The sequence below is a fragment of the Paenibacillus sp. FSL H8-0122 genome (genome assembly GCF_038005345.1).
Taxonomy (GTDB): Bacteria; Bacillota; Bacilli; order Paenibacillales; family Paenibacillaceae; genus Paenibacillus_AQ.
In genome coordinates this window covers 2,791,116-2,805,003 of record NZ_JBBOTB010000001.1, presented here as the reverse complement: position 1 = coordinate 2,805,003, position 13,888 = coordinate 2,791,116, and the positions used below count along the sequence as shown (strand labels likewise).

Sequence of the window (13,888 nt, the reverse complement as noted above, 5' to 3'; positions counted from 1 at the left end):
CGAGGACGGCGCGCTGGCCAATTGTAGTCGAAAAACCGACCACATTGCGACCGGGGACGGCACGTTAGCCAAATGTAGTCGAAAAACCGATTACATTGCGACCGGGAGCGGCACGTTAGCCAAATGTAGTCGAAAAACCGACCACAATTGGACCGGAGGCGGCACGTGAGCCAAATGTAGTCGAAAAACCGACCACATTGCGACCGAGGACGGCGCATAGGCCAATTGTAATCGGAAAACCGATTACAATCGGACCAGAGGCGGCGCGTAGACCAATGTAGTTGAAAACCTGACGTTGTAAGAGGAGGAGAGTGCGATGCTAAGCTTGATACCCGAGCCGAAGCAGGTGAGGATTACAGACAAGAAGCCATGGCAGGCAGGCGGGGAAGTCCGTCTGCAACTGGCTGTGGAAGTGGAAGACCCCCGGCTGGTGCTTCATTGCCGGAGGGCTTTTCCCGGCCGGGAAATCACCACTGCCTGCCCCGGAGCAGGCGAGAGATACTCGCTGCTGATTGAGGAGATTGTGAGAATCGAGGGAACCGAGGGGACTGAGAGCACTTCAGCGCAGGCATCGCCTGGAGAAGCCAGCCTGAATAACGGCAAAGGTCCGACTTCTAAGCCTGCTGAGGCCGACCTGTCCGTGCTGAAGGGCCGGGCAGAAGGCTACATTCTGGAGGTTAGCGCAAGCGGTGCAGCGATCCGCGCCCTGGACGCTGCCGGACTCTATTACGGCCTGCAGACACTGCTGCAATTGCAGAGTCTGCAGGGCGGTGGCGATATTCCGGCGTTGTCCATTACCGATTGGCCCGATACGGAGCTTCGGGTGATGAACTTCGATCTGCGCCAGACCTTCTCGAAGCCGGAGCGGCTAATCGAATACCTGGCGGAGTTCTCCCGCTACAAGACGAACGCGGTGCTCATTGAATACGAGGATAAGTTCCCGTTCAGCATACACCGGGAATTCACCCATCCGCAGCACGCGCTTAGCCGGGAACAGCTGGAGGCGCTCCAGACTGCGGCCCATGAGCATTACATCGAGATTATTCCGCTGCAGCAGAGCTTCGGCCACCTGGAGTATGTGCTGCGCCATGACGCCTGGAAGCATCTGCGGGAAACCGAGGAGTCTACCGGCGAGATTTGCCCGTCCCATCCGCAGACGTATGAACTAATCACAGGCCTGCTGGCGGAGATGATGGATGCCCATCCTGAATCACGTTATATTCATCTGGGTTGTGACGAGGTGTACAGTCTGTGTGAATGTGAAGTGTGCCGGAAGGAATTCGGCGGCGTACGGGAACGGGCCTTCATCTCCTTCCTGAACCGCTTGATCGAATACACGGCCAGCCGTGGACGCCAGCCGATCTTCTGGCATGACATGCTGGACAAATGCCCGCCCGAAGAGCTGGCGAAGCTTGATCCGCGCAGTGCAGCGATGATCTGGATCTATAATGGCCGCAACATACAAGAGGAAGTCACTTCCCTGACCCATAAGTTCAGAGTGCTCAATATTGAGGTGATGGGTGCTCCGGCGGTCCGCAGCTTTGACTGGGCGGAGCATCAGAACTACCCGGTCATTGATAACCGGACCGACAATCTGCTGCAGTGGGCAGAGACCGCCGAGAAGCTGGATATCCGCTGTATGGTCGCTACGAACTGGACCGGGCCGTTCAGCCTTGGCGTTCCTTATGGCGTATTCGAGACCACTTGGTATCCGATGCTGCTTCATGCGGATCTCGCCTGGAACCGGCGGGCAGATGCTGGTACGTTCATCGACCGCTTCCTGGAGCTGTTCCATGGTATAACTCCAGAGACGGGTCATGCGCGGCTGGGAAATTACCAATTAGAGGATTACTACGATATCATCTGGAAGCTAAGGGAGCATGTGCAGAGGAACAAGGATTACGCCGAGCTAATCGCAATTATGCATGATTTCGAAGTAGCAACCGACCGCTCCAGGGCGATTCACAAGTATGCCTACCGCTGGGAGCTGTACCCGGGCGACAGCGCGGAATGGCGCTCGCTGCGGAATAATTACACGCGCAACCACAACGGGCGGGAAGCCGTCCGGCCCCGGATGCTGGAGGCTCTTATGCAGTACCAGCCCCGCGATATGGCTGAGCATTTCGTGAGATCCCGGTTCTATCTGCATGATTATCTGGAGCGGACGCTCTATCAGGAGCTGGGCCTTGTCCACAGCGAGAGTTAGCAAACAGACCGACAGGAGGATGGAACAGATATGCAGCTGAATGAAGTGAATTCACCACAAGCTCCGGCAGCGATGAGTCTGGAGGACAAAATATCCCTGATGTGTGTGGTCGGAACCCCCTCCACAGCAGCAGAGCCTGACTTCCGTCAACGGATGTCTCAGAACCGGTTCGGGGGGATCGGCTTGTTCCCCCATAATGTTAAGGATGAGGAGCAGACGCTGAAGCTGATGGAGGAGGTGCAGGCCATTGCCGGAGACTCCGGCATTCCGCAGCCTTACTATGTATCGATTGATGAGGAGGGCGGCACGCTCTCCAAGTTCAAGACCTTCTATCCTTACATTCCCGGCAACCGTGCTGCCGGATTAAGCCAGGATGCTGAGACCGCCTATCTCCAGGGTAAAATCATCGGCAGCCAGCTCCACGCGCTGGGCATCCCGATGAACTGGGCGCCAGTGCTGGATGTGAATACGAATACTGACAATCCGGTTGTCGGGGTGCGTTCGTTCGGCGAAGACCCTGAAATCGTAGCCGCCTTCGGCAAGGCATATATCCGAGGAATGCATGAGGCAGGCGTGGCGGTCACAGCCAAGCATTTCCCCGGCCATGGACAAGTCAGCGGGGATTCCCACGTTGTCCTGCCAGAGTGCGAACTCACAATAGATGAATTAATGAACGGGCCGCTGTTGCCATTTATCGCTGCCATCGAAGCCGGGGCCGATTCAATCATGATGGGACATCTCGTATTTCCTAACATTCCCGAGTCGGCAGGATTGCCTGCTTCACTGAGCCCCTTCTTTGCCGGAGACTTACTGCGCAACAGGCTGGGCTTCGAGGGTATCATCTGCACGGACGATATTGAGATGGGCGCGATCAAGAAGAATTTCAACCCGGATGAGGTGGGCGTAATGGCTGTGCTGGCCGGCAATGACATGATTCTGATGTGTCATACGCCGGAATACCAGGAGCGGGTGATAGAAGGCATCCGCAAGGCTGTTCTGGACGGCGTCATCGAAGAGTCCAGAATTGACGAATCGGTCAACCGCATCCACCTCCTCTATGGGAAAGTCCAGCAATACCAGGCGGCAGCCCGGCCTATTCCGCGGGAGGGCTGGAAGGAGGCGGCCCAGCAATATGCACGCCGCACGGTCAAGATCAGCCGCGATCCGCAGCAATTGCTGCCACTGTCTCCATCGCGCCCATATCTGCTGATCTTGCCGCGCCAGGAGCAGCTGACCATCGCCGATAACTCCGGCGGCCAAACAATCGGCTTGACTGCGCTGCTGCAAGCCCGGGGACTCACCGTAGAGGTAGAGTATTGCAGCATGAAGCCTGAAGCTGCGGAGATCACAGACTTATGTGCCAAGGCTGCCGGACATACCGTGATTCAGGGAACACTGAATGCCCATCTGTTCAGCGGACAGCTTCAGCTTGCTGAGCAGCTTGCCGCCGCCGGACCGCTGCTGAACCTGGTGCTGCGTAACCCGTATGACGATGCTTACCTGCCGCAGAACGCCGGAAGCATTCTGCTGTGCTCCACCTCCGATTATTCGCTTCAGGCTCTAGCGGAAGTGTTGGTTAGACAGGCTTAATAACTCACTCAAGAGCAGACTCTCATGCCATACATGAGGTCTGCTCTCATTTGTGTTGATAGAATAACTCGGTATGGATCAATTTTATCGTTGTATCCATCATTGGTTTGCGGGACGGGCTGCTTTATAATTTCATTGTGCAAGCAATGTCATTCCATTAAGGGGCTGCAGCAATGAGAGAACTGAAGGGCAAACAGGTCATTCTTCAAGATCATGATTTGAGACGCAGAGAAGAGGCCAACCGCCGGTATCTGATGAAACTGACAAATGACAATCTCCTCTTTAACTATAAGGTGGAAGCAGGAAGATATGACGGCAGGGAGATTCCAGCGGATGCGCACGGAGGCTGGGAGACGCCGGTCTGCCAGATCCGGGGACATTTCCTGGGACACTGGCTGTCAGCGGCAGCCATCCGCTATCATGAGACCGGGGATATGGAGATCAAGGTGAAGGCCGATCTCATCCTGGACGAGCTGGCTGAATGCCAGAAGGACAACGGCGGACAATGGGCCGCACCGATTCCCGAGAAATATCTGCACTGGGTGGCCCAAGGCAGGGCAATCTGGGCACCGCAATATAACATTCATAAGCTATTTATGGGTCTTGTCGATATGCATCATTTCACCGGGAGCCGTAAGGCGCTTGACATCGCGGACCGATTCGCCGACTGGTTCGTCGATTGGAGCAGTACTTTCACCAGAGAGAAGTTCGATGACATTCTGGATATGGAGACAGGCGGTATGCTGGAAGCTTGGGCTGATCTGCTGGAGCTGACCGGGAACGATAAATACACTGTTTTGCTGGAACGGTATTACCGCAGCCGACTGTTCCGTCCGTTATTGGAAAATAAAGACCCGCTGACCAACATGCACGCCAACACGACCATTCCCGAGGTACTCGGCTGCGCCAGAGCTTACGAGGTCACCGGCGAGCAGCGCTGGATGGATATTGTCACGGCTTACTGGAAATGTGCGGTCACAGAGCGGGGAATGCTGGCTACCGGCGGCAATACGGCGGGAGAAGTATGGATGCCGAAGATGAAGATCAAAGCCCGCCTTGGAGATAAGAATCAGGAGCACTGTACCGTGTATAACATGATCCGTTTGGCAGAATTTCTTTTCCGGCACACTTCAAATCCGGCCTATGCGCAATTTATCGAATATAATATGTACAACGGAATTATGGCGCAGGCCTACTACCAGGAATACCATCTGACCGGCAACAAGCACAGTGATCCGGCAACCGGACTGCTCACGTACTTCCTGCCGATGAAGGCTGGGCTGCGGAAGGACTGGAGTACGGAGACGGATAGTTTCTTCTGTTGTCACGGAACAATGGTCCAGGCCAATGCGGCGCTCAACAGAGGCATCTATTATCAGGAGCAGAACGATATCTATGTCTGCCAGTATTTCCGTTCGGAGCTGACCACCGAGATCCACGGAGAGAATGTGCGGATTCAGCAGTCCCAGGATCATATGAGCGGAAGCATGCTGAACTCTTCGAACACAGCCGGGCAGCAGGCGCTGAATGAGATTACAGCCCTGCACGAGAACATGCCGGATTACAGAAAATATGACTTCACCGTCCATACCGCCTCTGCCCGTGAATTCGCCATCCATCTGCGGATTCCAGACTGGATCATGTCAGAAGCCGTGATCTATGTGAACGGCGAGCTGCACGGGAAGTCTGCGGATCACTCCGCCTTCTACACGATACTGCGGAACTGGCAGGACGGCGACCGGATCAGCATCATTCTGCCCGTAGGCATCCGGTTCATCCCTCTGCCCGACGACGAGCAGACCGGCGCGTTCCGCTATGGCCCGGAAGTACTGGCTGGCATCACCGAGAACGAGCGGATTCTATATACTCCGTTAGGGGATGCAGCAGGTGAAATCATCATGGAGAATGAACGGGAGTGGGGGAGCTGGCGTTATTTCTTCAAGACCACCCGTCAGAACCCGGGCATTCAGCTCAGAAGAATCCGCGATATCGGATACGAGCCTTATCAGGTGTATTTCCCGGTAGAATCCCCCCACAAAGCGGAGTTTTAGCTTCGATGTCTATTCAAATAAGCATAGGCGTTATTTAGTAGAACAACCACTTGCATCCTTGCAGGTGGTTGTTTTATGTGTAAATATATTTTTTTGAACGATCGGTCGTTAAATTATTGACATTTCATTAGGTTAATCCTTATAATGACATTAATTCAATGGAAGGGAGCCTGAGGGTTATCAAGAAAAGAGAGATTACATCCAGTCATATCATCCAGGCAGCATTTGAGCTTTTTGCAGAGTATGGAATAGAGAAAACGAGTTTGGGCATGATTTCCAAGAAGGTGGGGATCACAAAATCCTCCATTTACTATCATTTTGCTACAAAAGAAGAGCTGATCAGCCGGACCTTTGAGCATATTTTCCGGGATCATCATTTTACAGCTTACTTTGATACGGTATCCGTTAACAAAGACAATTTTGCAGAGACATTAATTAACGGCGGACTAAACATGCTGCCAAGCAGCGACGCAGAGTATCGTTCAACATTAAGGGTACTTAGCGAGTTCACGATGCTGGCCGAGCGTGATGAGCAATTTAGAGCTCCGCTATTGAAAATTCAACAGGATTTTGTTAACGGTTTTGTTCAACTTCTGTCCAAGGGCGCTGAATTCGGGCTTATTACTTCTTCAACCATCGGGGTCAACGCAGCCATTCTTGCCCTGCTTATAGATAATTTATCCAGATGCAAGATGATGAAGATGGACCTCGACTATGAGCTGATTTGGGAAGAGGCTGTCCGAAGAATGATCCTTCGTGAAGATCACCAATAACCTACAGGGGGCAGATACACTTGAAACATATTATTATTACAGGTACATCCAGAGGAATCGGTGAATCCTTGGCGAATCAATTAATCGACCCGTCCCACCATCTGATATGTATATCCAGAACGGCTAACCAAGGACTCATGGAGCGTGCGAAGCAACTGGATTGTCAAATGGATTATTTCCATTATGATTTAACGGATATCAGTGGTATCGATCAGCTTTGTGAAGATATTTTCAGCCGAATTGAGCTTCGTTCCAGCGATGAAGCCGTCTATCTGATCAATAATGCTGCCATGTTGACTCCTGTATGCCCGATTGAGCGGTTAGAAACGGAGCAGATCGTAGAGAACCTTCATTTGAATCTGTTAGCACCGATGGTAATCACCTCCAACTTTTTACAGCTTACTAAGCATATGAATGTGGACAAAAGAATCCTGAATATCTCCTCAGCTTCTGCCAAGTACATACTGCCTTCACAAAGCGCCTACAGTACTGCCAAAGCTGGTTTAGACTCTTTTACCAAGTGTATAGACATAGAACAGAAGCTGGCTGCCTATCCGGCAAAAGCAGCAGCAGTATATCCCGGCATGATCGATACAAGCTTGCAATCGGAAATACGGTCTGTATCCACTGAGCTGTTCCCCTATGTCAATGAATTCATTCAGCTATCTGAAGAAGGGAAGCTGCAATCGCCGGAATACACGGCGTCTAAATTAATTGAGATTCTTGTCAGTGAAGATTTCGGAAAGACTGTTCTTATTGAAACCATCCATTAATGTTGAGAGAGAAGTGAGCACGGCCGCAGCCTGGATGTCATGATCTTCTTCCTGGATGCGTTATATTCATAACAAGTAAAGAAAAACCACCGTTGAAGGGCTATCCCTTATCCGGTGGTTTTTTGCAGATAAACGAACTCCTGCCATGACCCGCCTACAAAAAGTAGATCAAATGGAAATTCAATTGCCATTTTTTTGCGCATCTGCACGTTGATTAGAGTATTTCCATTCATCTACTTCACGGGGATCAACACCACACAAGTGACTGATTAGAAGCGCCAATGTAACGTTCGGGAGTACAACACCGTACTCAATATTCTGGTAGTTGCGCAAGGTGCATTTCATGGTGTCATTAATCTGATGTACGATGGATTCTTGGGTATATCCTGCGGCTTTCCGTGCATCCTTTATCCTCAAAATGCAATATCTCCCTCAACTTTTCGGTATGTTTTTATGATAGGGGAGGAAACAAGTTAATTTAACGATTTATAATACACGAAATATATTGCGTAATTTATTTTTCGGTATATAATAATAGATGTAAACGGGATAAATAGTAAAATATACCTTTGTATTGACCGCCGTTTGATTCAACCTTAGTATCAACTACATGTATGCTTTTCATCCTATTTTATGGAAGGAGGTGTATTGGTTTGGGATCGGTCAATTCAATTCGGGAAGAACTGCTCGCGTATATGAACAGAAATCAAATGATACATTCACATTTTTCGGAGTTATCAGGTATCAATTCAGGTACACTCAGCCGGATTTTAAAAGGCAACCATCCAATCTCTATGGCACAACTTGTTGCAATTACTGCTGGAATGAAGCTGCCGGAAGACTATTTTTTTGAAGACTATGTAGATGAATGCTTTTCTTTTGTAGTGTCCATGCGGCGGATACGACCCTTTATTTTCCGGTGTGCAGAACTGGATCGTTTGGATTGTATTGAACAGATTGTGAACCGTCTGCTGGAGGATTTATCATATGCAGCTGTGCTTTTTGAATTCGCTGAACTTTTTTATCGTGATAATAAACGCCATGCTGCAAGGATATTGTATCAGGGTGTGAGTGCAGCCGAAAAGTATCAGCATTCCGAACGGTTAGCATTATGCCAGTACCGTATATTTCAGATTGAATTAGAAGAACAACTGGATCTGGAGGAGAAGTTACGTGCAGCCACTCAATTTGAGTTGTATGTCAACCGCTTAGACGCAGCCGATCAGCTCGATGCATTAAAAGAACTCATGCATATTTATGGTCTGGTACACAAGTGGAAGAGAGTGGATGAACTCGCTAAGGAAATGCACCGGATTGCATCCGTTCAATACGAGCTGGAAGGCCGCCGGTCTGACACAATAGAAGAAAGGGTGAAGCTTCCTGAGCGTCCTTTTTACTATTATATCCTGTACGCATACTTAGCCAGATCTACGGCCAGCGAAGAGTGCGGCGACTACAAGAGGGCATTATCCTTTGTGAAATTGTATGCAAATGGTGAACGCTGGGTTCAGGAGAACGATGAAGAATCCCGGCAGATCATTGCACAATTTACGGAATGGGCCGTGGCTAACACCTATCTGTACCGGTTAATGTCCGGAGATTTGGATGTAATACATGAGTACGCAGACTATATAGCTGCTCATGAGGATGAAATATTTGTGGCATTGCGTTATATGGTGCAAGCGGCGAATGTATTTAAGCTTAATATCGACAGTATCTTAGAGCGGTTCGCACCCTACATAACTTATGAATCCAACAAGACAGATTTTGGCGGTTACAAGCAGGCCATCCTGCAAGAGAGCTATGCGCAATTCCTCATCGACCTGGCAATCTATCTTTTCAATCAAAGGAAGAGTAATGAGAACGCTCTAAACACTGTACTGAAAGGCTTGGAAATATCAATTACGATTAATAGCAGCCGAAATATGATTGCTTGTATGACTCTTTTTGAGCAGTATAGGGATTTCGCGGATCAGGAACTGCAGGAAAGATTCAAAAATCTATCAAGTGAGGTGTATCGGCTCAATGCGAAAAAAAGTCTTGTTCTTCTTGACGCTCTGTAGCGTTTCAGTTGTAATTTCTACGACGTTAACCTTGGTGACTACACTGGGCCATGGTTGGGGAACTTAATCATTTTCGCGAAAATATACAAGGGTGCTCCTGACATTTCGGGGGCACCTTTTTTGTGATGCTCTGAAGTTATTTTGTGCAATGTAAAAGATATCCTATTATCTGTCATAAAACCCTAAGATAGCATAAAGGGAGGATTCTATGGTGAACAGAAATATGCTTGTGCAAATCCGTATCGAGCGTGCCCGGAACCGGCTTCACATTCTGGCGGAGAAACATCATGATCTTCAGCATCCTGCGGTCCTTAAGCAATCCATGGTATTGGATGAATTGATTAACCAGTATAATATGAAGGGAGAGCAGCAGAGATTAATAGAGAGCAGGAAATCACTTGAGAACAAACATACTTTATATTGAAGATAATGAGAAAATCGGCACTTGGGTCAAAGAAGAGCTGGAGCAGCGGGGATATTCGGTACAATGGCTGCAATCCGGTGAGGGAGCCGAGGCTGAGGTTGCGCAGCATGATGTCGTTATTCTGGATATCATGTTACCGGGCTTAGATGGATTCACTATAGGCAAACGGTTAAAAAAGGCGGCACCCGCTGTTCCAGTGCTGCTGTTGACCGCCCGAACCTCCGTCGGCGATAAGGTAGAGGGCTTACAATTCGCGGATGACTATGTGACGAAGCCCTTCCATACCGATGAATTAGTGGCCAGGCTGGAGGTGTTGATCCGCCGGAGCGGCGGCGTCTCCCCGGACCGGATTACACTGGGCACTCATATCGAAGTGGATATGAAGCTCCAGACCCTCTACGATAAGCGCACAGGAGAAGAGATTATATTGACAGGGAAGCAGCATCAGATCCTGATGTATTTCCTGCGTCATCCGAATCAGGTTCTGCCGAAGGAACAGCTCTATGAAGCCGTCTGGGAGGAAGCCTATATCCCTGGCGACAAGACCTTGCTGGTACATCTCCACCGGCTGCGGCACAAGCTGGAACGTGACCCGGAGGCCCCGGAGATTATTGAGACGCTGAAGGGAATCGGCTACCGGGTGAAGCTATGAAGCAGCCCCGCTCCTTGTTCCGGCATTTTTTGAAGCTGCACTTTCTGTTCATCCTGCTTCCGCCTCTTGTGCTGATGGTCTTCTCATCGTTCTTCGGAACTACCGGACCTGAGGCAAGGTTCAATACGCTGAATCTGTTCTACATTACAGTACTTCTGTTCACTTGTATCATTGTGGCGTTCGTTGTTCTATCGTGGCTGTTCTTCTGGAGACTCCGCAAGCGTCTGACCCGCTTACAAGAAGCAATGTCCGCTGCTCCCGCTGCTGCGGATTCTTCGCCTGAGCCTGTCCTGATTCAAATGGACCGTATGGATGAAATAGACCAGTTAGGCGGTTCCTTCAACCGGATGATCCGGCAGCTGGAAGACAGCCGCAGGCGGGAGCGGGAAGAGGCCAGGCTGCGGCAACGGCTCATTGCCAACATGTCCCACGACCTGCGGACACCACTGACCATCATGCGGGGACATATCACCCGGCTGAACAAAGAACCTATGAGTCCAGAAGGACAGAGCTCCTTAGCAGAGATCAACCAGACCATTACCCGGACCGGAGAACTGATGGATGATTTGCTCTCGTATACCTTGCTTACCTCGGGAAAATATCCCTTCGAGCCTGCCCCCACAGACATGGGACGCCTGGTAAGAGCCTCGGTTGCTGCGTGGTATCCGGTTTTTGAAGAACACGGCATTCAGGTCGATGTTGATTTACCGGCAGAGGAGACCTTCCACTGGACAGCAGATCCTGGGTGGATGACCCGGGTGCTGGATAATCTGTTTCAGAATATCATCCGCCATGCAGCGGACGGGAAATATGCTTGGATCGCTGTGGATGTGCAGCAGGAACGGATTCTTGTCGCTGACCGAGGCCCGGGTATGGATCATTCCGCATACGGCGGCGGGGCGGGAATAGGACTATCGACCGTACAACACATGCTGAATACAATGAACCTGAAGGCCGTATTCAACTCAAGCGGACAGGGGACGAGGGTAGTCATTAGCAGAATGTAACCTGAAATTAACCCGGAAGTAAACAGCCTGCCCACCGGGATGTAACCTTGCAGCTGTATACTTAGCACCATAACGAAAGGATGTGTTATGGTTGCTTACCATCAATAACTTAGTCAAACGCCGCGGTACGCAGGAGATTCTATCGGGGATCACCTTCGAAGCCAGACCGGGAAGGGTCACGGGATTCCTGGGACCCAACGGGGCCGGCAAAAGCTCTACACTCCGTATCCTGCTCGGACTGGATCATGCCACCTCCGGAAGCGCCTTGATTCATGGCAAGCCCTTCGCAGAATTGCAGCATCCGCTGGCCGCCGTAGGTGCCGCACTGGATGGTTCTGGAGCTCACCCGATGCGGACAGGACGGGCACATCTGCGCTGGATCGCTTGCGCCGCCGGTCTGCCCCGTTCACGTGTCGATGAGGTGCTGGATATTGTCGGTCTTACCACGGCAGCGGGCACTAGAGTCAAGCAATATTCTCTCGGCATGGGGAGAAGACTGGGAATCGCAGCAGCGCTGCTTGCAGACCCGGAGATTCTGATTCTGGATGAACCTGTGAACGGGCTCGACCCGGAAGGCATCCGCTGGATCCGGACATTTCTGCGTAAGCGGGCAGAGGCCGGGAATACGGTGCTGCTCTCCAGTCATCTTATGGGGGAGCTTGAAGAGACGGTGGACGATGTGGTGATTATTAAGCAGGGGAGAATTGTCGCAGACGGCACCTTGCAGGAGGTAACCGGCAGTCATTCCACGCTGGAGGATGCCTTCTTCGCCCTGACCTCTGAACAGGCAGGTGATGCCTGGTGAAGGCATTCTATGCAGAAATCTCGAAATTGCTCTCGCTGCCGGGAATTTGGCTCGCCCTGCTTATTGGAGCATTGGCTCCTGCGGTGGTGGCAGCCCTCGATAGTCTGGCCCAGAAGGAGGACATTCTGGCTGGCGTCAGCACACGGCTCCCGGAGGTTGGTTATATCGGGTTAGGCTTTGGTATACAGGGCGTTATTATCCTTGGCGTGCTTGCAGTCAGCAGCGAGTTCCGGACAGAGAGCAGTGAAGGGGCCGGAGGGCAGCAGATTTCCACAAGTCTGATGGTTGTGTCATCGCGGCTTCAATTGTTTCTGGCAAAAGCAGTCGCTGTATCTGTTATCAGCATCCTCCTGTGTATCCTTGCTGTGATTCTGATTGTGCCAACCACACGCTATATATTAGGTGACTATGCCCCGCTACTTGAATGGACCCGGCTTGCCGGTGCCGTCTGCTACTGGACCTTCACTGCACTGTTGGCCTTCGGGCTGACGCTGCTGACGAAGCAGGGCATGATCCCGCTTACCGTGCTCATGATTAATTCATCGCTGGTATCCTTCAGTGTCCTACTGGCCAAGGTGACGAAGCTGGCATTCTATTTGCCGGACCGGGCCGGCTTAGAGATGTTTATGTTTACGAAAGACGGCGTAGCGCCCGCGGCTACAGGCAGTGTGTTCGACAGCTATCACACCCCGGTTACCGGCGGTTTGATCATGTTTGCCTGGGTAGCCGTGCTGCTTGGGACTGCAGCCATTGTCTTCCATAGGAGGGATGTGGCGGCATGAGTGTCTCATCCGGCAGGAAGACTATACGAGTCCTTAGAGCTGAACTGGACAAGCTGATGACATTGCCATGGACATGGACAGCTGTTACGGTTACATTTCTTGTTCATCTTCTTTTGACCGCGGCCTTCACTTCCGCCTCTTTGCAGGAAGGAGCCGCAGTACCCGAAATCCTGAATACAGGACTTGCCTCGATGAGCTATCTTCAGGCAGGGTTCATTATTCTGGGGATCTTAGCGGCTTGCTCCGAGTATACGGGCGGACAGATCCGCACAACGTTAACGGTAATCCCCTGGCGCGGGCGCCAATTATTCATGAAGCATCTGGCACTCACCTTGATTACGATTCCCGCCGCACTTATCCTTACGGCCTCTGGTGTCTTATATGCGGGCTGGAGGCTGGGCGGTCATGCAGCAGGGGTTGAACCTCATGAAATCATACAAGCATTGCTGGGGGCAACGGGCTATCTGACCTTGACCACACTGCTTAGCGCGGCGGTAGGGGCTTTATTGAGAAGAACCCTTCCGGCCCTGGTGATTCTGCTCGGCTATTATTTCATTATCAGTCCGTGGTCGCGTGGGCTTCTGCCGGCTTACTTCCCGGATACGGCTGGACGCTACATGTACCTGCCGCCTTCCTCTGGCGAACTGAATATCCTTACACCTGTGCAGGGGGCCGGTATTGTAATGATCTGGACAATGTCCCTTGTGGCAATAGCGATTGTATTCTACCGTACACGGGATGCCTGAGGCTAAGCGGAGGGTC

13 protein-coding genes are annotated in these 13,888 nt (G+C 51.2%); 12 read left to right on the top strand and 1 reads right to left on the bottom strand.

The genetic code is table 11. The features are described from left to right. The first annotated feature begins 316 nt into the window (after window positions 1–316). The 5 genes from NSS64_RS12350 (at window position 317) to NSS64_RS12330 (ending at window position 7,393) form a co-directional block, all read left to right on the top strand. Window positions 317–2,206: a DUF4838 domain-containing protein gene (locus NSS64_RS12350; protein ID WP_341140281.1), complete on the top strand. Its 1,890-nt coding sequence runs from the start codon at window positions 317–319 to the stop codon at window positions 2,204–2,206. 30 nt (window positions 2,207–2,236) lie between these two features. After that, window positions 2,237–3,796, top strand: coding sequence for a beta-N-acetylhexosaminidase (gene nagZ / locus NSS64_RS12345; protein ID WP_341140280.1), 1,560 nt, complete (start codon window positions 2,237–2,239; stop codon window positions 3,794–3,796). 173 nt (window positions 3,797–3,969) lie between these two features. Beyond that, entirely contained in the window at window positions 3,970–5,847 is a 1,878-nt protein-coding gene (locus NSS64_RS12340) for a beta-L-arabinofuranosidase domain-containing protein (protein ID WP_341140279.1), read from the top strand. A gap of 158 nt (window positions 5,848–6,005) precedes the next feature. Further along, window positions 6,006–6,620: a TetR/AcrR family transcriptional regulator gene (locus tag NSS64_RS12335; protein WP_341140278.1), complete on the top strand. Its 615-nt coding sequence runs from the start codon at window positions 6,006–6,008 to the stop codon at window positions 6,618–6,620. A 20-nt stretch (window positions 6,621–6,640) separates the two neighbouring features. Further along, window positions 6,641–7,393 (top strand): (S)-benzoin forming benzil reductase, encoded by a 753-nt coding sequence (locus NSS64_RS12330; RefSeq protein WP_341140277.1) that lies wholly within the window; start codon window positions 6,641–6,643, stop codon window positions 7,391–7,393. A 180-nt stretch (window positions 7,394–7,573) separates the two neighbouring features. Here the strand turns inward: NSS64_RS12330 and NSS64_RS12325 are convergent, their stop codons facing one another. Next, window positions 7,574–7,810, bottom strand: coding sequence for a helix-turn-helix transcriptional regulator (locus tag NSS64_RS12325; protein ID WP_036726873.1), 237 nt, complete (start codon window positions 7,808–7,810; stop codon window positions 7,574–7,576). 236 nt (window positions 7,811–8,046) lie between these two features. On the opposite strand from NSS64_RS12325, the gene NSS64_RS12320 reads away from it, so the two are divergent. The 7 genes from NSS64_RS12320 to NSS64_RS12290 all read left to right on the top strand — a co-directional run bounded on the left by NSS64_RS12320 (window position 8,047) and on the right by NSS64_RS12290 (window position 13,872). After that, complete coding sequence (locus NSS64_RS12320) at window positions 8,047–9,456, top strand: transcriptional regulator (protein WP_341140276.1); 1,410 nt, start codon at window positions 8,047–8,049, stop codon at window positions 9,454–9,456. Between the two features lie 208 nt (window positions 9,457–9,664). Further along, window positions 9,665–9,880, top strand: a complete 216-nt coding sequence (locus NSS64_RS12315; RefSeq protein WP_341140275.1) for an aspartyl-phosphate phosphatase Spo0E family protein — start codon at window positions 9,665–9,667, stop codon at window positions 9,878–9,880. Continuing rightward, on the top strand, window positions 9,855–10,532 hold the full coding sequence (locus NSS64_RS12310) for a response regulator transcription factor (RefSeq protein WP_341140274.1): 678 nt from the start codon (window positions 9,855–9,857) through the stop codon (window positions 10,530–10,532). Before NSS64_RS12315 ends, NSS64_RS12310 begins: the two co-directional genes overlap by 26 nt. Beyond that, window positions 10,529–11,539, top strand: coding sequence for a sensor histidine kinase (locus NSS64_RS12305; RefSeq protein WP_341140273.1), 1,011 nt, complete (start codon window positions 10,529–10,531; stop codon window positions 11,537–11,539). Before NSS64_RS12310 ends, NSS64_RS12305 begins: the two co-directional genes overlap by 4 nt. Before the next feature lie 91 nt (window positions 11,540–11,630). Beyond that, a complete protein-coding gene (locus NSS64_RS12300) occupies window positions 11,631–12,344 on the top strand; it encodes an ABC transporter ATP-binding protein (protein WP_341140272.1) in 714 nt (237 codons plus the stop codon). Beyond that, window positions 12,341–13,126: an ABC transporter permease gene (locus NSS64_RS12295; RefSeq protein WP_340993006.1), complete on the top strand. Its 786-nt coding sequence runs from the start codon at window positions 12,341–12,343 to the stop codon at window positions 13,124–13,126. The genes NSS64_RS12300 and NSS64_RS12295 overlap by 4 nt, the downstream gene beginning before the upstream one ends. Next, window positions 13,123–13,872, top strand: a complete 750-nt coding sequence (locus NSS64_RS12290) for an ABC transporter permease (RefSeq protein ID WP_340993007.1) — start codon at window positions 13,123–13,125, stop codon at window positions 13,870–13,872. The genes NSS64_RS12295 and NSS64_RS12290 overlap by 4 nt, the downstream gene beginning before the upstream one ends. Window positions 13,873–13,888: the final 16 nt, after the last annotated feature.